The following is a 24,236-nucleotide window of genomic DNA, read 5'->3' as shown; positions in this document are numbered from 1 at the left end:
GAGTATTTTTTAATAATATGAAAAGCTCATTTTTATTCAAACATTGAAAAGGAATTATAGGTTCATTTTCAAATCAAAGCCGGTTATAGCTTCTTGTTTTTATCAACAAAAATGGATTGCACTATTTTTATTTTAGTTTCTATTGTTTCTTTTTCAACCGTTTTTACCAGCCAATAACAAAGCGAAATAGCAAATAAACCGATTAAACTCATAAATATGAAATCTGCTCTGTAGCTCGCATACGCGACAATTTCCATACCTGTCTTAGCACTTAAAATATGCGCAAGACTGAAACTCATTGTAAAAACAGACATATATCTCCCCTCTTGATTATTATGTGATCTCGTCATAGCAAACGAATTTGCAAAAGGAAAAGTCAACATTACCCCAAGCGTCATAAAAAACATCATTACATACAATATTCCGTACCATTTGTCATTCATCAATAAAAGGATATAACTAAGCACCATAAAGCCCAAACCTACCATAATGACATTCAACTTATTAATTCTGTTTCTTTCTACATAATTAACAATCGGCAATTCAAACAGCAATGTCAATATTCCGCTAAAACTTAAAATCAAACCGCTGTTTACTTCTGATAAATTAAATTGTTCTCTGTGATACAGAGTCAATGTCGTAAATACCTGAAAATACATAATACCAGTAATCAACGAAATGAACATATGCGTTAAAAAAGCTCTATCTTTTAATATCGCATATTTGTCTACTCCAATATTGTTTTTTTTGAGTTTAAAAGGCAGTTTTCTTTCTTTCACTAAAAGAACAAAGACTAAAACCGCAAGTATACAAGTAGCTGAATCTACATAAAACAGATATTTATATCCAATAAGCATAATTATAACACCGCCTAAAGGAGGACCAAATAAAAAGCCCAAACTTGTTGCTGATCTTACCAATGCCAATGCCCTCGTTTTATTTTCTTTTCGAGTATAAGTATTTAAGGATACCAGCATTGCCGGCCTGAACATATCTGCTATAGTTGTTAAAAGTAGAATTGAAAAACAAAACCCTTCAAATGATGTTATATACTGCAACATAAAAAAGATGATACCGCTTCCAAAAAGGCTGCCTATCATTACTTTATAAAATCCGATTTTATCAGACAAAATGCCGCTTAGCCAGGTTCCAATAAAAGAACCAACACCAAAACAAACCATAACCCAGCCAATCTGATTATATTCAAAATGCAGATTCTCTCGCATATATTTTGAGAGGAACGGAATTACCATTGTTCCTGTTCTGTTTATAAAGGTTATTAATGTCAAAATCCAAATTTCTTTTGGAAAACCACTATAATTTTCCATGTATTTTTTTCTTAAGTCGCTGATCATTTCTTTTACTTTTTTGATGATTTTTAATTTTTTTTGATACCACTTTTTAAACAAATTCAAAGGGAAACTTTGCAAATCACTAATCAAGATTTATATTTTTTTGACTTTAAACACAAAAATATAAACCGCAATTACTGCAAATGAGCATGGCTAGCATTTTGACAAATGGCCTTTCTTTTTATTGAATAGTGGATTTATGATTTTATAGAATTATGCTGTTTTTAGAGTATATATTTTCAATAAAATATATCTCAGCATATTCTATACTTTAATTGGATGAATCTTTATTGAAAATAATGGTATTTACTACCACTTCTTTCATCCATTTAATAGTTTCAATTACCCCGGTTTCTTTACAAATCATGTTGCAACTTTGATGTCCCCAAGCCAAATTATATGGTGAATGGTTAAATTCTCCGATTTTCAACTGATTAATGTAAAAAAGGTTGATCTGACTAATTTCTTTGTCGATATCTGATGATTTCTCAGATGATTCAAAAAAATTGATCATAAAAGCCCCGGCGCTTAATTTTTTTAAACAAAGAGGGCAAATCGTGTTTTTTACATTGTCAATAATTCGCGTCTTGTAAAGTCGGTCGGTATTAGATAGTTTTTGATTATTACAGGCTGTAATAATAGCGGCCTTTCGATTTTCAATATCACTTTCCGTCATGCCAGCGTTGAGCGCTACTTCATCAGAATCGTAGCAAAGCCAGAATAAATATTCTAATTGCAAATGACAGGATTTGATTGTTGAAAGTGGAGCATATTCTGCAACTCTAATTCCGGCACCTTTGCAGTTGCTGGTATTAAAACCGAGAATGATTTTCTCCTCGCCTTTTATTCCTGATGATACTATTCTTGCAACAAAATGGCCATCAATAGGAACTGCCCTTTTCTCAGCTACAGAGAGCTTATTTTTATAAGGATTAAAATTATTCCATTGTGTCCTTGTCTCATAAAATAAAATAGTATTAACACCAAGTTTTAGCTTCTTGGCTTTCATTGTAATTAATGCCTCAGGATTGGCGTAATAATCGTCAGGACTCATAACCACAATAAATCCGCTTTCAAATTTTTGAGAAGTTAGAACGGAAATATCGAATAAATCAATTGATTCAAAAGGAATCAAAACGGTGCCATTTCTATTGGCTCTATTTTGAAAAATCACATCATCATTCGCGCTTCTTGTTTGTCCGGTTTTGTAAATTTTACTTTGCAGTAAAGGAGGTAGTTTGGGTAGTCTTTTTGCCATAGGTTAAGTTAGTTGGTTGATTAGTTTTATTATAGATTTGGCAGCATTATCTTCTTTACATTCTTTAATTTAACTTTAAAAATTCATAGTAAAATGTCGAGCTTTTTTTTGATTAACTTTTAGTGATTATTTTTTCATTCAGGGTTCTTTTTAAGTATTTGACAATATATTTTTGTAATTTTATAAAAAACTAAATATCAATAATTTAACATAAAGTTATTTTTAAAAAAGTAATAGTTTTCAAGCAAACGTGTAAAATTCAGCATTTTTCTTACACTTAAACACTTGTTAAATATAAACAAATCTATTTTATTCGCATGTTAAAATAAATGGACTATTTTATTATTATGATGGACAATCTTATTATTGTCTCATTTGCTTATTTTAAGAAAATACTTTTATATGCCTATAAGATTACTAGGAAGAGTTTAAGAAATTACCGTAATGGATTATCTTATTATTGGGTTATTAAAGAAAAAAATAACCTAATATTTTTCATATAAAAAATTATTTCTTAAAATCTGAAAATAAAAAAGCCTTTTTATTTTTTAAATCAATTATTAAAAACACACTGTAACAACTTAATTTACAACACTATAAAACCTAAACTAGATTAAAAAAATTTGCGCCCGACGAAATAACTAAGACGATTAAAATTGTATTTTACAGAGCATTCAAAAATCATTTTAAAATTAAAACAGAAGAAAATAAAATCGTATTTTAGCAATAAATGCTTTTTTGTTCATATTAAATTATCATGGAAAGTTTTAAACAACACGATGAATTTCGGACGGAAAAATTAATATCCTTGCCTAATAATATTTGGCAAAAAGCAATTGAAGAAAATCCTGTCTTAGGTAATTTGTATATTACTCATATTGGATATTTCCCTAACGCCACTTATTATTACAGGGAACGAAAAAAAGGATGCACAGATAATATTCTAATTTACTGTGTACGTGGAAAAGGCTGGAATATTGTAAATGGCATTCGTTTTGAAATTCGGCCAAATCAATTTTTTATAATTCCTGCAACAAATCAGCATATAATTTACGGAGCCGATGAAGATGATCCCTGGACAATATATTGGGTTCATTTTAGCAGTCGGAAAATAGACGTTTTTAATAAAAGCTTCAATATTGGTTTATTTGATGGCCCCCGACAAATCGCCTATAACGAAAAAGGAATAGAACTATGGAATACCATGTACCATAGCCTTGAAATGGGTTATGGAAAAGAAAATATTACCAAGGCAAATTTATGCTTATATCATTTTCTTTCCTCCTTTTTATATCCTGATGTCAATGTCAATGAAAAAAAACAGGACGAAAAAGATTCGATAAGCAACACTATTGCTTACATGAGAAACAATCTGGGCGGAAAAATCACTTTAGAAGATTTGGCATTAATAAACAATTTATCGCCTTCACATTTCTCACTGCTTTTCAAAAAAAGCACCGGAATGGCTCCGTTGGATTATTTTATTCACTTAAAATTACAACAGGCCTGTTTATTATTAATAACCTCCGAGGTTAAAGTAAAAATAATTGCTGCTGATTTGGGTTATGATGATCCATATTATTTTTCACGTCTTTTTAAAAAACATATGAAAATATCTCCATTGCAATATCGTTTTTCTCCACAATCAAAGTCATCATAAGATTTTATAGAGATTTTAAAATGCCCCAAAATAGTATTTAACTTTTTGGGGCATTTTAATAATCACGAATTTTAAAAACTATCGCCAACCCATCTCTGGAGCAATATATTTTAATATCGAAGAAAGTATATGCACATTATAGTCAACGCCTAATGTGTTTGGTATTGTTAAAAGCAGTGTATCAGCTTCCTGAATGGCCTCATCTTGTTTTAACTCTTCTATTAGTTTCTCTGGCTCTGCAGCATAACTTTTTCCGAAAATGGCTCGTTTATCACTTTCAATATTACCAAAACTATCAGAACCTTTGCCTTGATCGCCAAAGTAATATTTGTCCTGATCTGTGACCAGCGCAAAAATGGAACGGCTGACTGAAACTCTTGGTTCGCGATCATGTCCCGCTTTTTTCCAGGCTTCTTTATACAATCTGATTTGTTCCGCTTGCTGAATATGAAAAGGTTTTCCATTTTCATCATATTTCAGCGTAGAACTTTGCAAATGCATTCCGTTTTCAGCTGCCCAGACAGCAGTAGCATTAGATGCTGCTCCCCACCAAATTCTTTCTCGTAATCCTTCAGAATAGGGTTCCAGACGCAACAAACCAGGCGGATTTGGAAACATAGGATACGGATTTGGTTCTGCAAATCCCTCACCACTAAGTTTCTCCAGGAATTCTAAAGCTTTTTTTCGTCCCATATCGGCATCTGTTTCACCTTGCTCGGGTTCATATCCAAAGGAGCGCCAACCATCAATAACTTGTTCCGGTGATCCTCTGCTTATTCCTAATTGTAAACGTCCCTCTGAAATTAAATCAGCAGCACTGGCATCTTCAACCATATATAATGGATTCTCATATCGCATATCGATTACACCTGTCCCAATCTCAATTTTGCTTGTTTTAGCACCGATGGCAGAAAGTAAAGGAAATGGCGATGCCAACTGTCGTGCAAAATGATGCACACGGAAATAAGCGCCGTCCAAACCAATTTCTTCCGCCGCAACGGCTAAATCAATGGATTGAAGCAATGTGTCGCTTGCTGTACGAGCTTTATATGAAGGATGATTTGCCCAATGCCCAAACGATAAAAATCCAATTTTCTTCATTGATAGCATTATTAATATTAATACTCCCAAATATAAGCATCATTATTGAAGGAATCTAGAATCCTTGCGGAGAAAGTGCTTAACTTCCTTGCTTTTTGATTGAAAAAAATTTCTTAGCATTAATATAAAAACAATTCTATATAAAGTGTAAAACAGATTTTTAACTTGAGGGATACTTTTCATATTTCTCCAACTGACTTCACAAAGCCCTAGCAGAAAATCAAAAAAACGCCTCGAACAAAATCTATGCGCTTTTAATTTTCATTTCTTTTTCATTATTTAACTGATCTTCAAAATCATTCTTCCACAAATAACTATCTGATTTACAAAACAATTAAATGGTAATCCTGTAAAACAACACTATTAAACCTATAAATATTTTAAGTATTCTCTTACTAGCTTTGAAATGACTTTATAATAAGGTAACCACCATTTACAGCTTATCAAAAAAGTCAGTTTCTTCAAGTTGCTGCATTCAGGAATTAACCTAAAAAAATATATTTATGAAAAATTTTCAAGACGATAAACAACGTGATTTGTCCACAAGCAAATCAGACGGAACAAATAAATTTTTAACCACTGATCAGGGCGTTAAAATCAATGATGATAACAATTCGCTCAAAAGTGGCGAAAGAGGGCCTTCATTATTGGAAGACTTTATTTTAAGAGAAAAAATAACGCATTTTGATCATGAAAGAATTCCAGAAAGAATTGTTCATGCACGTGGATCTGGAGCACATGGTTTTTTTGAAGTTACGAACCCAATTCCAGAACTAACCAAAGCGGGCTTTTTACAGGAAAAAGGTTTAAAAACTCCCGTTTTTGTCCGATTTTCAACCGTTGCAGGATCAAGAGGATCAACAGATTTGGCTAGAGATGCAAGAGGATTTGCTGTTAAATTCTACACTCAGGAAGGAAATTATGATTTAGTTGCCAATAATATTCCCGTATTTTTTATTCAGGACGCATCAAAATTTCCAGATCTTGTTCACGCCGTTAAACCGGAACCGCACAACGAAATGCCTCAAGCTGCGTCGGCACACGATACTTTTTGGGATTTCATTTCGCTAATGCCCGAGTCTATGCACATGATTATGTGGGTAATGTCAGATCGTGCTATTCCGAGAAGCTATAGAATGATGGAAGGATTTGGAGTTCATACTTTCCGATTAGTTAATGCTGAAGAAGAATCAGTTTTTGTAAAATTTCATTGGAAACCTAAACTAGGAACGCATGCCGTTGCTTGGGATGAAGCGCAAAAAATATCAGGAAAAAATGCTGACTTTCACAGAGAAGATTTATGGGAAGCCATAGAAATGGGAAATTTTCCTGAATGGGAATTAGGTGTTCAAATTATTCCATCAGCAGATGAAAATAATTACGAGTTTGATTTGCTTGATCCAACAAAACTTGTTCCAGAAGAAATTGTTCCAGTTACTATTGTCGGTCGAATGGTTCTCAACAAAAACCCTGATAATTTCTTTGCAGAAACCGAACAAATTGCTTTTCATCCCGGACATGTTGTCCCTGGAATTGATTTTACAAATGATCCGTTGCTTCAGGGAAGATTATTCTCCTATACCGATACGCAACTTTCCAGATTAGGAAGTCCAAACTTTCATGAAATTCCAATTAACAGAAGTATTGCACCAGTTCACAACAATCAGCGTGACGGACATATGCGTCAGGAAATTAATAAAGGACGTGTAAGTTATCATCCTAATTCACTTGGCGGAGGCTGTCCGTATCAGGCAAAAATTGCTGAAGGTGGCTTTTCAAGTTTTAATGAACGTATTGACGCGCATAAAATTCGAGAAAGAAGCGAAAGTTTCAATGATCATTTTGGTCAGGCCAAATTATTCTTCAATAGTCAAACCTCCGAAGAGAAAAGCCATATTGTTAAGGCTTTGCGTTTTGAACTTGGAAAAGTACAGACAACGGCTATACGAAACAGAATGCTCGGTTTGTTATCGCAAATTGACCAACAATTAGCCGAAAAAGTAGCGATTGGACTTGGTGCAAAAGTTCCTCCTATTCTTGAAACCCCAATTAACCATGGCGTTTCACCAGAAAATGAAGGAGGAAAACATGAACCACAAACCAAAAACCAAACAATAAAAACATCTGATGCATTGAGCATGATTAATAATCCAACTAATTCACCCACAATTGCTTCACGAAAAGTCGCTATTATTTGTTCAGATGGAGTTTCAGAAACTGCTGTTGCAAATATGAAAACTGCACTCAAAAAAGAAGATGCCAAAGGTTGCGTTATTGCACCGCATTTAGGCTCGATTTCGACCGATTCTAATGGTGAAATTCCAGTAGATTTCAGTCTTCTTACCGTTTCCTCCGTTTTATTTGATGCCGTTTATATTCCCCACGGACTTGATGTAAAGACTCTTTCAGAAAACAAAGATGTTCTTGAATTTTTAAATGATGCTTACAAACATTGTAAAGTAATTGGAACAGATGGTGATGCTTCAAAAATAGTAAGCTCGGCCGCTTTCGTTTCTCAAATTACTGATTATGATCCGGGTATTATAATTTCAAGTGAAATTGCTACCGCAGAATTTGCACAGGATTTTATAACAGCAATGACCATGCATCGTTTTTGGCAACGAGAAGAAAACTTATACAACTAATCTAAAAAATTTTGAACATGAAAAATCTTGAAAAACCAACTGAAAATAAAGCTCTTAAATCCAAAACCAATAACATAGTTTCTCCAGCCGCAGACGCCGCCAAAGAGTTAAGAGAATTCTTTATTGATAATCTGAAAGATATTTACTGGGCTGAAAACGCACTTGTAAATGCCCTTCCTAAAATGGCTGAAAATGCAACATCTCCAGTACTTTCAAAAAGTATTTTGGAGCATCATTTGGTCACAAAAAATCAAATAGCAAGGCTTGATGAGGTATTTGAGCTTTTAAAAGAAAAAGCTGAAGGAAAAAAATGTGAAGCTATGGCCGGTTTACTCAAAGAAGGTGATAGTATTTTAGTTGAAACAACACCTGGCCCAGTAAGAGATGCAGGAATTATTGCAGCATCACAAAAAATCGAACATTATGAAATTGCTACTTATGGAACTTTATGCGCCTTTGCAAAAACATTAGGTGAAAATGATGCTGCAAAATTATTGACCCAAACATTGGCAGAAGAAAAAGAAGCCGATTGTTTGTTAAATGATATTGCATTAAATACAGTAAACGTAATGGCTGCCGAATAATATCTAAAATAAATGAATCACCATTTATGCTATCAGAAATTATAATAAATGCAGCGAATCTCATGTAATTAATCGAACTGCCGAAATTCTATTAGAGCATTTAACAAAACAATAGCCAACGAAATATCGTTGGCTATTGTTTTTATGATAATTCAATCTTAAGTACATTATTATCAATACCTTCGTATAACCAGTTTAATTCTACGAAAAATGTTCTCTAATCAAACAAAAATAATTTTGTTCCTCCTTGTATTATTTGCAATTGGAGACTTAAATGCCTCGCCTTTTTTAAAAGATTTAAAGCAAGTTGAAACGTCTGAAATGAAGTTGCTTGTTCCCGAAAATAATATTGATGAAGAACCTGCTTATACAGAACAACAAGTAAAAAAAGCTGAAAAATTATTAGATGGACTTCAGGAAAACATCGATAAAGTTAAAATTTTATTGCAAGTAAGCGATTGGTATGAAGCTTCTTATAACAATCCTAAAACATTAGAAAAAGCATTTTACTATGCCAAAGATGCCCTTAGAATAAGCCAAGCCTTGCATTCTAATATTTATATTGGAAAATGTTATCTACAACTTTCAATGGTGTATCAGTTGAGAAATAACGATTCGATGATTGAAGCTACCGCCAGAAAAGCAATCGCGGCATTGAGCAAAACAAATCAGTTGGATGATTTGGCAGAATCCTGGGTCATGGTTTGGTCGGCAAAAATGAGAACAAGGAAACCAATACCTGAAAGATTAGTTCCCATTTTTAAAGCTGCAGCGATATTCGAAAAATCAGGAAACAATCAAAGAATTGGTGATTGCTATCGAGAAATAAGTGAACTTTATTTTTCCTATTCGGATTTTAATAAATCGCTAAATTTTCTAAATAAAGCCGTATTTTTTTATAAAGCAGCGCATCTAAAAGAAGACGAAATTTTACCTATTTCTTCCAGACTGAATATTATTTATGAAGCCGATAAAAGAAACCGGGATATTATAAGACTTAAAAACACAACACTTTTGCAGGAAAGCAGACTTAAAAATGAGGTGTTTTTGCGTAATTCGATGATAACTTTTGTGGTTCTCTTACTTATAATTCTTGGATTGCTTTACAAAAGCTATAGGTTCAAGAAAAAAACAAATATAATTCTGGAAACACAACAAAATGAAATAAATAAAAAAAATAATACACTGCAAAATCTGGTTGTCGAAAAGGAATGGCTGTTGCGGGAAATTCACCACCGCGTAAAAAACAATCTGCATATGGTTGTTGGTTTATTGGCGAGTCAGGCCGAATTTCTAAAAAATGAAGAAGCGATTCAGGCCATCAACAGTAGTCACAACAGAATTCAGGCCATGTCTTTGATTCATCAAAAATTGTATCAATCGGAAAGTTTATCTATTATTGATATGCCTTCTTATATTTTTGAATTAACGGAATATCTAAAAGATTCTTTCGAAATTAGAAACAATATTCGTTTCATTCTTGATATTGATAGTTTCAGTCTACCGCTGTCACATTCAATTCCAATTGGCCTTATTTTCAACGAAGCCGTTACCAACGCTATTAAATATGCTTTCCCAAATCAGACAAATAATATTATTACAATTTCGCTTAAAGTAACTGACGACGAAAACTATAAATTAATTGTTCATGACAATGGTATTGGGCTTCCACCCGATTTTGATCCTTACAACAATCCTTCTTTAGGTATAAAATTAATGCATGGATTATCTGCAGATATCGAAGGAAAGTTTTTAATTACGAATTCAAATGGTACTAAAATATCATTGGAATTTACTTTCAAAGAAAATAATCTTCATTAATCAAACGCTATAAAATGTCAAAATCATTAAAAATTCTTATTGTTGAAGATCAATTTGTAGAAGCAAATCATTTGCGATTGATGCTGAAAAAAGCAGGTCATTCTGTTACCGGAATGGCGCGTTCAGTGGCAGATGCCAAATATTATATTGCCCAGGAAAGACCAGAATTGGTTTTATTGGATATTTTTCTATCAGGAAAAGAAACAGGTATTGACCTTGCCGAAATATTAAAAGAAGATAATATTCCATTTATTTATCTTTCTGCAAATTCAAATGAACAAGTGCTTAGTAAAGCAAAATTAACGCATCCGTATGGTTTTTTGGTAAAGCCTTTTAGAGAACAGGATTTATTGGTTACAATTGAAATTGCCAAATACCATCAGGAACACGGAATAGAATCTTCTATTCGCAGAGAGCTTTTATTTCAGAAACAACTCAAAGCGATTGTCAAAAAAAGCGGTACTTGGGATGACAGAGTTCTTAATATTGTCACTTCTTTACAATCGCTTATTTCATTTGATCTTGTAATGGCCGTTTTTTATGTCGATAGCAAATTATCCAACAGAGTTTTAGGCTACGCCCGAACAGGTTTGCATGAATATCAAAAAATTGGAATTGAAGAGTTGCAAAACATAACTGCTTTAAAAGAATCTGAAATAAATGATTTAAGAAACAAAAGCCAGGTAGAAACTGTAGCCACTTTTTATAACAATCAGAATTTCACAAAAATATGCGATAAAACGCCGATCAAAAAAATGATTGCGAACTCAATGAATATGAAGTCCAATCTAATGTTGCCAGTTCCTTTGACACTGCATGAAAATGGCGGATTATATTTGTCATTTTTCAGCAAACAAGCTGATAATTACAACAAAAACCATCTTACATTATGCGACAGACTTCAGGAACCTTTAATTTATGCTATTGAAAATTTAATCAATGCCGACAAAAAATTAGTCCAAAAAACAAATTCAGCTGCAAATACAAATACAGGCAAAAATGTAAAAATATCTGGCTTTGAATCTATTGTGGGTAAAAGTCCAGCTTTATTAAAATTATTTGATCATATTTTGCAAGTTGCTCCGGCCGATACAACCGTTTTGATTACAGGAGAAAGCGGAACAGGTAAAGAAAGCATCGCCAATAGCATTCAGCAATTATCGGATAGAAAAAATCAGCCGTTTGTAAAAATAAATTGCTCGGCATTACCTCCTAGTTTAATAGAATCTGAACTATTTGGTCATGAAAAAGGATCTTTTACAGGAGCCACAGAAAAACGAATTGGCAAATTTGAACAAGCCAACAACGGAACATTATTTTTAGATGAAATTGGAGATATGCCGCTTGAAATGCAGGCAAAATTACTTCGCGCCATTCAGGAAAAGGAAATTGAACGTGTCGGCGGAAATGTTCCCATAAAAGTAAACGTCAGAATAATTGCTGCAACAAATTGTAATCTCGAAAAAGAAGTCGCAGATGGTCGCTTCCGACTTGATTTATATTATCGATTAAATGTTTTTCCAATTCAATTGCCGCCACTTAGAGAACGTAAAGAAGATATCGGTCTTCTAGCTCGTCATTTTATTGCTGTATATAGTGTTAAAACGGGAAAAAATGTAACCGAAATAGCTGAAAATGCTTTAAAAAGTCTTTTATCATATCAATGGCCCGGAAATATTCGCGAACTCGAAAATCTTATCGAAAGAAGTATTCTTTTGGCAAAAACGAATACCATTGAACATATTCCACTTCCTGCTTTTGATGAAATTAAAATAAGTAATTCGGCAAATGAGTGGTATTTTAAAACCATTCAGGAAAACGAAAGAGAGCATATTATTAATGTTTTAGAAAAATGCAACGGAAGAATCAGAGGCGCAGGCGGAGCATCTGAAATATTAGGCCTTCCTCCTACTACTTTGGCTTCAAGAATGCAGAAGCTGGGTATTAAGAGAAGTCATTTTTAATTATGAATTATGAGTTATGAATTATGAATGATTTATTTTATCTCGCTCATAACTCAAAACTCATAATTCATAACTCATAATTCATAACTCAAAAAAACGATATTAAGTTACTTGTTTTCCGTTTTTCAACGATATATAGTTTGGTATAGCTTTCTTTAAAACACATAATTCACTAACAATCAATAACTTAAATAAAAGGTTCGGTTTTAGTTTATAGTTTGGCATAACATTAAAACAATGTATTATGCTAACTGAAAACCCTACTACAATTCTTTTTATCACGGGCGCTTTTGTCAGTAATAAATGTTGGGATGAGTGGAAAGACTTTTTTGAAAGTAAAGGCTTTAAAACTCTTGCACCGGCGTGGCCCTATAAAGATGCTCCTGCGAGTGTTTTACGTGATCGTCATCCTGATCCTCAAATTGCGGGATTACGATTAACACATCTTATTGAACATTTTGAAAATATTGCTAAAAATCTGCCGCAGAAACCTATTATTATTGGTCATTCAATTGGCGGACTGGTAGCACAAATACTTTTACAACGAAACTTAGCATCGGCTGCAATTGCGATACATTCTGTTCCTCCTCAAGGAATTATGACTTTTAAGTTTTCTTTTTTGAAAGCCGGTTGGGGACCTCTTGGTTTTTTCACCTCAACAAAAAAAACTTTCTTAATGAGTTTTCCGCAATGGCAATACGCCTTCACAAACGGAATGCCCGAAGAATGGCAAGATAAAGCCTATTGCGAATCTGTAATTCCGGAATCTAAATTAATTGTTCGCGACACTATAACCTCAGCTGCAAAAGTAGATTTTAAAGCGCCTCACAAACCATTATTACTAATTGCAGGATCCGCAGATCATACAATTCCCGAATCGCTCAATTATTCCAATTATAAAAAATACACTGATAAAGATTCTGTTACAAACTTCAAGGTTTTTCCAGACAGAAACCACTTTGTTCTGAATCAGCCTGGCTGGCAGGAAATTGCAGTTTATATACAAGACTGGATTGCAAAACAACATCCATAAAATTTAAAACCAATTATTTATTAACCAATTATTCCAATAAAATTTAAGATTATGAAAACGAATTTAGTAAACAGCACTTATTTAAACTTCAAAAGTAAAACTACCCAGTTTTTACTTTTAGGATTTACACTATTGACTTTAATTTCATGCAACAAAAAAGCAGAAGAAACTCCTGCCGTAGCATCGACACCAACAACAGAAACTCCCGAAGTTGCTCCTGCAAACCCACCATCCAATTTTAAACATGCAACAGCAACTGTAAACGGAATCAAAATTCATTACGTGATTGGCGGACAAGGCGATCCTTTGGTTTTGGTTCACGGTTTTGGGCAAAACTGGTACATGTGGAATCGTTTATTGCCAGAACTTTCTAAACATTTTACGGTAATCGCTCCTGATTTAAGAGGTGTCGGAGAATCTGACAAACCTGAAAGCGGTTATGATAAAAAAACAATGGCATCCGATATTCATGAATTGGTGAATCAGCTTGGGTATAAAAAAATCAATTTGGCTGGACACGACATCGGACTTATGGTGGCGTATGCTTATGCGGCGCAATATGGAGACAGCGTAAACAAATTAGCTCTGATGGATGCACTTTTGCCTGGCATTGAACCAGTTTGGTCAAATGTAAAAGGATCTGCTTGGTGGTTTGGTTTCTTTGCGTGGCCGGCTTCTGGAGATATTGTTAAAGGAAAAGAAAAAGAATTCTTAACTAATTTCTGGCCAGTTGTAGGACATGTAAAAGATCCATTTACTGCTGAAGAAACTACAGAATTTATTAGAGCTTATGCTGTTGAAGGTGGCACAACTGCTGCATTCAAATGGTTTGGTGCTTTTGATCAGGATGGAAAAGACAACGTTATTTTCGCAAAGAAAAAGCTGAAAATGCCATTATTAGCAATGGGCGGAGAATATTTTGCAGCAGCTTTTCTTAAAGATCACTCAAAATTAGTTGCAGAAAATGTTACCGAATCTAAAATCGCTGGTTCAGGACATTGGTTAGTTCAGGAAAATACAGCTCAGGTACAAAAAGATTTACTAGCCTTTTTTCTGGCTAAATAATTAAAATCATGAAAAAGCTATTTTTAATATTATCGTTTTTTGTGGGCTTGCTATCTCAAGCCCAGCAAAAAGCTGATCTGATTATTTATAACGGGAAAATTGCAACCATGCAGAAACAAAACGAATTTGTTCAGGCAATTGCAATGAAAGATGGAATTATTCTGGACATTGGTACCGAGAAAAATATTCTTTCTTCTTATAAATCTTCAGAAACAAAATTGATCGATGCTAAAGGAAAAACGGTAATTCCGGGATTGAATGACAGTCACATGCATGTTATTCGCGAAGGTTTGAATTACAATTCTGAATTGCGTTGGGACGGCGTAAAAACCTTAAAACGCGCCATGGAAATGCTGAAAGAACAAGCGGCAAGAACTCCAGACGGCGTTTGGATTAAAGTGATTGGAGGCTGGAATGAATTTCAATTTGAAGAAAAAAGACAACCAACAATTGACGAAATTAACGCTGCTGTTCCTGATAAACCTGTTTTTATAACGTATTTGTATGGAAAAGCTTTTTTGAACAAAAAAGGTATTGAAGTTTTGAAATATACAAAAGACACTAAATATGAAGGAAGCCTTTTAGAGCAAGATGCTAACGGAAATTTGACTGGTTTAATGTACGCCAAAGAAACTCCAAAAGCCATTTATACGACTTTGGGTTTAACAACAAAATTAAGTCCGGAAGAGCGCATTAATAGCTCGATTCAGTTTAATCACGAATTGAATCGCTTCGGATTAACAAGCGTCATTGATGCAGCCGGCGGAAGCCAAAATTTTCCTGCTGATTATGTTACGTCTCTTGAATTGGCGAAACAGAACAAATTGAGTTTACGAATTTCCTATTATCTATTTGCACAGCAAAAAGGGAAAGAATTACAAGATTATGAAAAATGGGTTGCTACAACGCAAATCAATAAAAATGATAATCTGATTGTCGCAAATGGTTATGTTGAAGAAGGTGCTGGAGAAAATATCGTGGCTTCAGCTGCTGATTTTGAGAATTTCTTAGAACCTAGAATTGTTCTATCTGATGAAATGGAAACCGATTTGGAACCTATTATTCGCTTATTAGCCAAAAACAAATGGCCTTTTCGTTTGCATGCCACTTATGGCGAATCAATTGACAGAATGCTGAATGTTTTTGAAAAAGTGAATAAGGAAATTCCGTTTAATGGATTGCGTTGGTTTTTTGATCATGCCGAAACCATTACGCCATCTGAACTCGAACGCGTGAAAAAACTTGGTGGCGGTATTGCTGTACAATTCAGAATGTATTATCAGGGAGAATTATATAATAAATTGTACGGAGCTCCAAAAACACAATTACCTCCAATTAAAAAAATGCTTGAATTAGGAATTCCTGTCGGAATGGGAACTGATGCAACCCGAATTTCAACTTTCAATCCCTGGATGGCTTTGTATTGGCTTTTGACTGGAAAAACGATTGGCGGCATGCAATTCTGGCCTAAAGATCAGGTTTTAGACAAATTCACCGCTTTAAAATTATATACTTCAGGAAGTGCTTGGTTTTCTGGCGAAGAAAAAGATAAAGGAAAATTAATAAAAGGAATGTATGCCGATATGGCGATTTTATCTGATGATTATTTTTCAGCAAAAACAGATGACGTTCGAAAAATCGAATCGGTTTTGACGATTGTAAATGGAAAGATTGTTTACGCTTCCGCGGAATATAAAGCCTTGAGTCCAGAGATTCCTGCGGTAATTCCGGATTGGTCTCCTGTGAAATATTTTGGCGGATATCAAAAATAATTACATTCTGAATAAAATGAGAATAGCACGCAGATGACACAGATTTGGGCGAATTGACGCAGATTTTTTATAACTCATCTGTGAAAATCCGTTTCATCAGTTTAATCCGTGGGCTAACTTTTAAAACTTATAAATAATACATCATGAAAAATTATAAATCTATTTTAATTGCAATACTTTTTGTTGTCGTTTTTTTATCGGCACAAAAAACATATGCACAATTTCCAATGCCGCCCGAAGTTCCGATTTGGGATGCCAATAAAGTGACATTGCAATTGCATAAAATCTCTGATAATGTCTACGCCGTTTCGCCATCAACAACTGAAACAGAAACTACAAAAGGAATTCCACAGGCCACTTCGGCGGGATTTATTGTGGGCGATAAAGGCGTTTTACTAATCGAAACGATGTTGAGCAAAAGACTATACGATCAATTGTACAAACTGATTCGTTCTGTTACTCCAAAGCCTATTGTTTATGCAGTCAACACAAGCGATCACGGTGATCATTGTTTTGGAAATTATTTGCTTCCAAAAGAAACTATTTTAATCCAAAATGAATTCTGCAAAGAAAACTTAGCTAAGAATTTCGAAGGAATCAAACAATTTATGATCATGCTTTTTGGAAAAGATCGCGGAATTGAACAAAGTGTATATCGTCCTGCAGATCTTACAATTGCTTTAAATCAAAGTCTGAAATTAGATTTAGGCGGTGGCAAAATTGTAGAAATTATTAATACGGGAACAGCGCAATCTCCAGCCGATTTATTTGTATATTTAAAGGATTCAGATAAAAATGTATTATGGGCAGGAAATCCATTTATTGCTGAAAGTCCGGCAATTCCTTGGCTTTTTGATGGTTATTTTTTGGAACCTGTTCGTAATCTTCAAAAAATTTATGATATGATTGGAGACAATGATGTTGTGGTTCCCGGTCACGGCCGAATTACCAATAAAAAAGGAATAAAATATACGATTGATTATGTAAATGCTTTAAAGGAAAATGTAGAAAATGCCGTTAAAAAAGGAGAAACTTTAGATCAGGTAAAAGCGTCGGTAACGATGAAGGAATTTGATAAAGGTTATGTTCTTTTTAATTGGCTTCATTACAATTTCAATATTCCAAATGCATATAACGACATTAAGAAAAACTTAGGCAAATAGCCATGAAAAAATATATTCTTTTATTTCTAATTTGTATTCAGCTCCACGCGCAATCGTATCCTGAATTTAAGCCTTTGCGTTTTGATGAAAACTATAAGGTTTTGGAAAAAGATACGGTCAAAAAAAATTGGTACAAAACCATGAAATATATGCCGCTTTCTTCTTCTGGCGAAACGTTTTTAAGCTTTGGAGGCGAAATTAGGTATCAATATTTTTATGCCAAAAATGAAAAATGGGGAGATGATCCTGTCGATGACGATGGCTACATTTTAAACCGATTATTGCTTCATGCCGATTTTCATTCTAGTAAATATTTCCGGGCTTTTATTCAGCTTCAAAGCAGTAATGCCAACGGAAGAATTGATCCGAGTCCGGTTGATAGTAATCCGCTTGAGGTACATCAGGGATTTATTGATGTGAATGTGTTTTCTGAAAAAAATAAACAATTGATTTTTAGAGTCGGAAGACAAGAATTAAGTTACGGTTCACAACGTTTAGTGGCCGTTCGTGACGGACCAAATAACCGTCAATCTTTTGATGCTGCAAAAGTCATATTTGGAATCAATAATTTTCGTTCCGATTTATTCTACAGTCATTATGTGGTTGCTGAAGACGGCATTTTTGATGATTCTTCGAACAAAAAAAGACAGTTTTGGGGAAGTTATTTTGTGATCAATAAAATTCCCGCAATCAAAAATATTGACCTTTATTATTTGGGTTACGAAAGAGCAAATGCCAACTTTGATGATGCCAGCGGAAAAGAATTACGCCATTCTGTAGGAACCCGTATTTGGGGGAAATATGACGGATGGCGTTATGATGCCGAAGCTCTTTATCAATTTGGAGATGTGGCTTCGAAAAATATTAAAGCCTGGACGGTTTCTTTAAATACCGGATATCAATTTACTTCTGTTGTTTTAAAACCTGAATTTGGTTTTAAAGTCGAATTGATTAGTGGTGATAAAACCAATGGTGATAATCAATTAAATACTTTTAATCCGTTGTTTCCAAGAGGCGCTTACTTTGGATTGGCTTCTGTTATTGGGCCATCTAATTTAGTTGACTTTCATCCTTCCATTGGTTTTGAATTGGCAAAAAATATCGATTGGGTTATTGATTATGATATGTTTTGGAGATACAGCAGCGAAGACGGAATTTATGGTCCAAACACTATTATGATTTATCCAGGCGATGCTACCGATGCTAAAGAAATCGGAAAACAATTGGAAAGTGAAATTATTTACACCCCAAATCAATATTTGTATTTCCGCGTTGAAGCAACCTGGTTTAAAGCCGGGGATTTCTTAAAAGCTGCCGGAACCGGGAAAAATATGTTTTTTACTGGCGTAACGGCGCAGATTAAGTTTTAAGATTGTTTTTTTTTCTGAAAATTGCTCGCAAAGTCGCAAAGACGCAAAGATTTTTCTTTTAAGCTTTCTAATAACACTTTGCGTCTCCGCTCCCGATAGCTATCGGGATTGCGAGATTAAAAAAGCATAGGATAAATAAAAACTTTGATAAAATTCAAAAGATATAAAAATGACAACAAGAAGAAACTTTATAAAAATGGCTGGTTTAACAGGCGCTGCAGTAATGGCAAATCCTGTTGACACTTTTTCAAATACTATAAAACAAGAAAAAATGGATTCTGAAACACAAAATAAATGGTTGGATGGCTCACGATTAGTTGTCTCCGTTTCCATGCAGTTTGAAGCGGGCGGTCAGCCTCAAAATGCAGAAAGTCCGTTTCCTCAAAACATGCAGAAAGGTTATAATGACTTTCCTGCTGAAACCTGGTATCAATATGGTTATAAAGAAGGAATTCCGAGAATGCTGGACAACTGGGACAAACACGGAATAAAAGTTACTTCACATATGGTCGGTTCTGCTGTTTTACAAAATCCTGCTCTTGCAAAAGAAATTGTACAGCGCGGACATGAAGCGGCTGCTCATGGTATGAATTGGAGTTCGCAATACGCTATGTCTTATGACGAAGAGAAAAAGTTTATAAAAGCCGGTGTCGATGCAATAAAACAAGTTACCGGATTTACTGCTTTTGGTTATAACGCAAATTGGCTTCGTCGTGGGGAAAACACCATTAAAATACTGCAGGAATTAGGTTTCAGTTATCATATTGACGATTTAAGCCGGGACGAACCTTTTATAATTCAGGCCAACAAAAAAGATTTTGTAGTGGTTCCTTATACTATTCGATGCAATGATATCGTTTTGATTGAAGGGAAAAACTTTTCATCTGATCAATTTTTTAATCAGGTAAAAGCAGAATTTGATCAGCTTTATGCCGAGAGCGAATCCAAACGCAGACAAATGTCGATCAGTTTTCATGACCGAATTGGCGGAACTCCGCAAATGGTAAAAACAACATCTGATTTACTCGATTATATTAAAAAATATAATGGCGTAAGTTTTAAAAGAAAAGATGAAATCGCTAAAATGACGCTTCAGGATAAATCATCGATTCGCGAATAATTCAAACCGAAAAAGCCAGAAAAGTTTTTTGGCTTTTTCTCTTTAAGTTCAAAATTCTATATAAAACAGTTTCAGCTCATAAATTAGCGAAATATCGCAACTATCACAACTCCTTAAAAACAGTCAAAGCCTTATTATCATTGACTTTATACTTTTAGGCACATTAATTGGCATTGTTTGGTATTCAAATAAATCAATTAAAGTACCGAAAATGAAAATCAACAAAGAATGGCATTCTACTCGAGATCCTTAAATTCTGATAAAAAAATCACCCCCATTTTTACTTCTTAATCTAGATTAATCGATGCAGGTTTTATTCTATAATATATTTGCATCATACTAATAACAAAACAAAATATAAATTGATTTAAAAGTTAAAATTAAAAACTTAGTATTCAATTTTAGTTAAAATTTTAAAACAATATTAATCTTAAAATCAAAAAACCATGAGCACATTTACAGTAAAAGACGGAGCAGAAATTTTTTATAAAGATTGGGGAACTGGACAACCAATTGTTTTTCATCACGGCTGGCCATTATCAAGTGATGATTGGGATGCACAGATGATGTTTTTCTTAAAACAAGGTTACAGAGTTATTGCACACGATCGCCGCGGACACGGACGTTCAAGCCAAACTTCTGAAGGAAACAATATGGAAACTTACGCATCTGACATTGCTCAATTAGTTGAAGCTTTAGATTTAAAAGATGCTATTCACGTTGGTCACTCAACAGGAGGTGGTGAAGTAATTCGTTATGCAGCAAAATACGGAAAAGGACGTATTGCAAAAGCAGTAATCATTAGCGCTGTACCGCCAATTATGGTGCAAAGCGAATCAAATCCAGAAGGTGTGCCTTTGTCTATTTTTGACGAAATCAGAAACGGAACAGCTTTTACCAGATCACAATATTTTTATGATTTCCCTATTCCTTTTTATGGATGGAATCGCGAAGGGCAAACCGTTCAGGAAGGAATTAAGCAAAATTGGTGGCGTCAGGGAATGATGGGATCTGTTTTAGCGCATTACGAAGGAATCAAAGCTTTCTCTGAAACCGATTTTAGAGAAGATCTTAAAAGTTTGGATATTCCGGTTCTTGTATTGCACGGAGAAGATGACCAAATTGTTCCTTATCACCAAGCACCAAAATCTGCTGCATTGCTGAAAAACGGAAAATTGATTTCTTATCCAGGATTTCCTCACGGAATGCCTACAACTGAGGCAGAAACAATCAACAAGGATATTTTGGCTTTTATAAAATAAATCAATCAAAACTGCCTGCAAAAGTTTTGTTTTTACAGGCGGTTTTAATCTTACCAAATTATGAGTTTTTTCCAACAACCCTCTTTCGACACCGTTACTGAAGCTTTGCAATGGTTGAGTTCTCAAGGTTTTACAGCAGATTTTAATCTTGATTCAGATTGTATTCGTTGCAACACTACTAAACAAAGCTTGTCGCCGGAAGAATTCAAAATCGAATATTTATTTCGCTTTGAAGGCGACAGTAATCCCGCAGACGAAGATATTGTGTACGGCATTATATCTGAAATCCATAATCTGAAAGGTGTTCTAACAAGTGCTTTCGGAACTTATGCCGACAGTGTTTCAACTGAAATGATTAGAAAACTTTCAGTACATCAATAATTTAAAACGTCTTTTCAAAAGACAAATTCTTTAACAACCAATTAAAAGTTTTGCCTTTCATTGGCTTAACTAAATTATAAATCTTAAAAAATAAACCATATGAAACCATCTGTTAACTTATTGACCCCAGACAACCACGCTTTAGTATTAATCGATTTTGAAGGCCAAATGGCTTTTGCCACAAGCAATCTTCCGGTACACGAATTACGTACGAATGTTGCCATTGTTGCAGGAGCATCAAAAATTTTTAATGTAAGTACAATTGTAACAACTGTTGCAGAAGAAAGTTTTTCAGGACCTGTTTTTCCAGAAGTAGAAGAATTTTATCCAATTGCAACTTCAGGATATATCGATCGTACAACAATGAATACTTGGGAAGATGAAAATGCTTATAAAGCCATTGTAGCAAAGAAAAAACAAAAACTAGTTCTTGCAGGATTATGGACAAGTGTTTGTATCGTTGGTCCGGTTTTATCTGCAATCGAAGAAGGTTACCAGGTATATGTAATTACAGATGCTTGTGGTGATGTAAGCAAAGAAGCTCACGAACGTGCTGTAGAAAGAATGATACAAGCTGGCGCAATTCCGGTAACTGCTATCCAATATTTATTAGAACTTCAAAGAGATTGGGCTCGCCAGGAAACCTATGGTCCTGTAACTTCTTTGATGAAAAAATATGGAGGTTCTTATGGAATAGGAATTCAATATGCACACACAATGCTGAAACACTAATCTAGTAAACGCATTTACAATATCAGAACCTATCCAAAGCTCAACTCTAATCAATTAATTTATGAAAGCAGATTTAATTTTATTCAACGGAAAAATTCATAGTTTCAATCCAGAAACTCCAAATGTTACGGCAGTTGCAATCAAAGACGGAAAATTTATTGCCGTTGGAAATGACAACGACATTATGAGTTTTGCTTCTGAAGAAACCAAAATAATCGACCTTCAGAATAAGAGAGCTGTTCCTGGAATCAATGATTCGCATATTCATCTTATCCGTGGCGGATTAAACTATAATTTGGAATTACGCTGGGATGGAGTTCCATCTTTGGCTGATGCACTTCGAATGTTGAAAGAGCAAGTCGACCGCACTCCAAATCCGCAATGGGTTCGTGTGGTTGGTGGTTGGTCTGAATTTCAGTTTGCTGAACGCAGAATGCCGACTTTAGAAGAAATAAATGCTATTGCTCCCGATACTCCAGTTTTTATTCTGCATTTGTATGATCGTGCAATCATGAATAGAGCCGCACTAAGAGCAGTTGGTTACAATAAAAACACTCCTGCTCCGCCGGGCGGACATATAGAACGTGATTCAAATGGAGAGCCAACCGGACTTATTATTGCTACTCCAAATGCGATGATTTTATATTCGACTTTAGCTAAAGGTCCAACTCTTTCTTATGAACACCAAATCAATTCGACGCGCCATTTTATGAAAGAATTGAACCGTTTCGGAATTACAAGTGTCATTGATGCCGGAGGTGGTTTTCAAAATTTTCCAGACGATTATAAAGTGGTTAATGAATTAAATGAAAAGAAACAGCTAACCGTAAGAATTGCCTATAATCTTTTCACTCAAAAGCCAAAACACGAATTTGAAGATTTTTCAGATTGGATTGATACCGTAAAATTATATCAAGGAAATGACATGTACCGTCATAACGGAGCTGGCGAAATGTTAGTTTTTTCTGCTGCCGATTTTGAAGATTTTCTTCAGCCAAGACCTGATCTTCCTGAAAATATGGAAGCAGAACTGGAAAAAGTAGTTCGTCTTTTGGTAGAAAACCGTTGGCCGTTCAGACTTCATGCCACTTATAACGAAAGCATAACACGATTTTTGAATGTTTTTGAAAAGATCAATCAGGATGTTCCTTTCAACGGGCTTCCGTGGATTTTTGATCACGCCGAAACAATTGACGAAAGAAACATCGAACGTGTAAAAGCTTTAGGCGGCGGAATTGCTGTACAAAGCAGAATGGCGTATCAAGGAGAATATTTCACCGATCGTTACGGAGCAAAAGCTGCTGAAAACACACCGCCAATCAAAAAAATGATTGAAATGGAAGTTCCTGTCGGTGCTGGTTCAGATGCTACACGTGTGAGCAGTTATAATCCGTGGGTTTCTATGTATTGGATGACGGTCGGAAAAACTGTTGGGGGTTTGCAATTGTACACGGATACTAGACTAAACAGACAAACTGCTTTGGAATTGTACACTAGAGGAAGCGCTTGGTTTTCACAGGAACAAACTAAAAAAGGAGATATTAAAGTTGGAATGTTCGCGGATTTAGTGGTTTTAGACCGTGATTATTTTTCTATTGATGACGAAGACATTAAAAAAATCGAATCTGATTTGACGATTGTAGACGGAAAAATTGTGTATGCAAATGGAGATTTTTCTTCGTTCTCACCTCCTACTATTCCAATTTTACCAGATTGGTCACCAACAAATATTTACAACGGTTATCCAGTAAGAAGCAGTTTTCAAAGTACAATTGAAAAAAATGCAAAAGCAGATATTAAACCAAAACTGACTTCACAGATTCACAGTTGCAGCGGAAGTTGTGATGTTCATTTACACAATCACGATGCTGCCCGTATGAGTAATGTTCCGGTCAATAATTATAATGCATTTTGGGGCGCCTTAGGTTGTTCTTGTTTTGCTTTCTAAATTTT

Annotated in this window: 18 protein-coding genes; 15 read left to right on the top strand and 3 right to left on the bottom strand. The window is 34.6% G+C overall.

The genetic code is table 11. From position 1 onward, the window contains the following. Nucleotides 1-83: 83 nt before the first annotated feature. Both ACNFIH_RS22670 and ACNFIH_RS22665 read right to left on the bottom strand, forming a co-directional pair. Complete coding sequence (locus ACNFIH_RS22670; RefSeq protein WP_035652363.1) at nucleotides 84-1,355, bottom strand: MFS transporter; 1,272 nt, start codon at nucleotides 1,353-1,355, stop codon at nucleotides 84-86. 268 nt (nucleotides 1,356-1,623) lie between these two features. Continuing rightward, nucleotides 1,624-2,610: a BstXI family restriction endonuclease gene (locus ACNFIH_RS22665; RefSeq protein WP_426484927.1), complete on the bottom strand. Its 987-nt coding sequence runs from the start codon at nucleotides 2,608-2,610 to the stop codon at nucleotides 1,624-1,626. A gap of 757 nt (nucleotides 2,611-3,367) precedes the next feature. On the opposite strand from ACNFIH_RS22665, the gene ACNFIH_RS22660 reads away from it, so the two are divergent. Further along, the gene (locus tag ACNFIH_RS22660; RefSeq protein ID WP_426484926.1) at nucleotides 3,368-4,270 is read left to right on the top strand and encodes an AraC family transcriptional regulator; all 903 of its coding nucleotides are present in this window, start codon (nucleotides 3,368-3,370) and stop codon (nucleotides 4,268-4,270) included. Between the two features lie 78 nt (nucleotides 4,271-4,348). Here ACNFIH_RS22660 and ACNFIH_RS22655 read toward each other — a convergent pair whose 3' ends face one another. Continuing rightward, nucleotides 4,349-5,371 (bottom strand): LLM class flavin-dependent oxidoreductase, encoded by a 1,023-nt coding sequence (locus ACNFIH_RS22655; protein ID WP_426484925.1) that lies wholly within the window; start codon nucleotides 5,369-5,371, stop codon nucleotides 4,349-4,351. A 503-nt stretch (nucleotides 5,372-5,874) separates the two neighbouring features. On the opposite strand from ACNFIH_RS22655, the gene ACNFIH_RS22650 reads away from it, so the two are divergent. The 14 genes from ACNFIH_RS22650 to ACNFIH_RS22585 all read left to right on the top strand — a co-directional run bounded on the left by ACNFIH_RS22650 (nucleotide 5,875) and on the right by ACNFIH_RS22585 (nucleotide 24,231). Next, nucleotides 5,875-8,016: a catalase gene (locus ACNFIH_RS22650; protein WP_426484924.1), complete on the top strand. Its 2,142-nt coding sequence runs from the start codon at nucleotides 5,875-5,877 to the stop codon at nucleotides 8,014-8,016. Between the two features lie 17 nt (nucleotides 8,017-8,033). After that, nucleotides 8,034-8,600: a ferritin-like domain-containing protein gene (locus tag ACNFIH_RS22645; RefSeq protein ID WP_426484923.1), complete on the top strand. Its 567-nt coding sequence runs from the start codon at nucleotides 8,034-8,036 to the stop codon at nucleotides 8,598-8,600. Between the two features lie 237 nt (nucleotides 8,601-8,837). Then, on the top strand, nucleotides 8,838-10,421 hold the full coding sequence (locus tag ACNFIH_RS22640; RefSeq protein ID WP_426484922.1) for a sensor histidine kinase: 1,584 nt from the start codon (nucleotides 8,838-8,840) through the stop codon (nucleotides 10,419-10,421). Nucleotides 10,422-10,435: 14 nt separating this feature from the next. After that, nucleotides 10,436-12,385 carry a sigma 54-interacting transcriptional regulator gene (locus ACNFIH_RS22635; RefSeq protein ID WP_426484921.1) on the top strand — a complete coding sequence of 650 codons (1,950 nt, stop codon included), beginning with the start codon at nucleotides 10,436-10,438 and terminating at the stop codon, nucleotides 12,383-12,385. Nucleotides 12,386-12,629: 244 nt separating this feature from the next. Beyond that, complete coding sequence (locus ACNFIH_RS22630) at nucleotides 12,630-13,418, top strand: alpha/beta hydrolase (RefSeq protein ID WP_426484920.1); 789 nt, start codon at nucleotides 12,630-12,632, stop codon at nucleotides 13,416-13,418. A 51-nt stretch (nucleotides 13,419-13,469) separates the two neighbouring features. After that, nucleotides 13,470-14,483, top strand: coding sequence for an alpha/beta fold hydrolase (locus ACNFIH_RS22625; protein WP_426484919.1), 1,014 nt, complete (start codon nucleotides 13,470-13,472; stop codon nucleotides 14,481-14,483). Nucleotides 14,484-14,491: 8 nt separating this feature from the next. Next, a complete protein-coding gene (locus tag ACNFIH_RS22620; RefSeq protein WP_426484918.1) occupies nucleotides 14,492-16,255 on the top strand; it encodes an amidohydrolase in 1,764 nt (587 codons plus the stop codon). Between the two features lie 143 nt (nucleotides 16,256-16,398). Further along, nucleotides 16,399-17,418, top strand: coding sequence for an MBL fold metallo-hydrolase (locus ACNFIH_RS22615; RefSeq protein ID WP_426484917.1), 1,020 nt, complete (start codon nucleotides 16,399-16,401; stop codon nucleotides 17,416-17,418). A 2-nt stretch (nucleotides 17,419-17,420) separates the two neighbouring features. Then, nucleotides 17,421-18,788: an alginate export family protein gene (locus ACNFIH_RS22610; protein ID WP_426484916.1), complete on the top strand. Its 1,368-nt coding sequence runs from the start codon at nucleotides 17,421-17,423 to the stop codon at nucleotides 18,786-18,788. A 169-nt stretch (nucleotides 18,789-18,957) separates the two neighbouring features. Beyond that, nucleotides 18,958-19,908, top strand: coding sequence for a polysaccharide deacetylase family protein (locus ACNFIH_RS22605; RefSeq protein WP_426484915.1), 951 nt, complete (start codon nucleotides 18,958-18,960; stop codon nucleotides 19,906-19,908). A gap of 446 nt (nucleotides 19,909-20,354) precedes the next feature. After that, entirely contained in the window at nucleotides 20,355-21,170 is an 816-nt protein-coding gene (locus ACNFIH_RS22600; RefSeq protein ID WP_142452469.1) for an alpha/beta fold hydrolase, read from the top strand. A gap of 60 nt (nucleotides 21,171-21,230) precedes the next feature. Next, nucleotides 21,231-21,551, top strand: a complete 321-nt coding sequence (locus ACNFIH_RS22595; protein WP_426484914.1) for a phosphoribosylpyrophosphate synthetase — start codon at nucleotides 21,231-21,233, stop codon at nucleotides 21,549-21,551. Nucleotides 21,552-21,650: 99 nt separating this feature from the next. Then, nucleotides 21,651-22,283, top strand: a complete 633-nt coding sequence (locus tag ACNFIH_RS22590; RefSeq protein ID WP_035652272.1) for a hydrolase — start codon at nucleotides 21,651-21,653, stop codon at nucleotides 22,281-22,283. Between the two features lie 61 nt (nucleotides 22,284-22,344). Further along, the gene (locus ACNFIH_RS22585; RefSeq protein WP_426484913.1) at nucleotides 22,345-24,231 is read left to right on the top strand and encodes an amidohydrolase; all 1,887 of its coding nucleotides are present in this window, start codon (nucleotides 22,345-22,347) and stop codon (nucleotides 24,229-24,231) included. Nucleotides 24,232-24,236: the final 5 nt, after the last annotated feature.

The sequence above is a fragment of the Flavobacterium sp. 2 genome (assembly GCF_049949195.1).
GTDB lineage: Bacteria > Bacteroidota > Bacteroidia > Flavobacteriales > Flavobacteriaceae > Flavobacterium.
The sequence above is the reverse complement of the archived record's forward strand: the minus strand, read 5'-3'. Positions and strand labels throughout refer to the sequence as shown.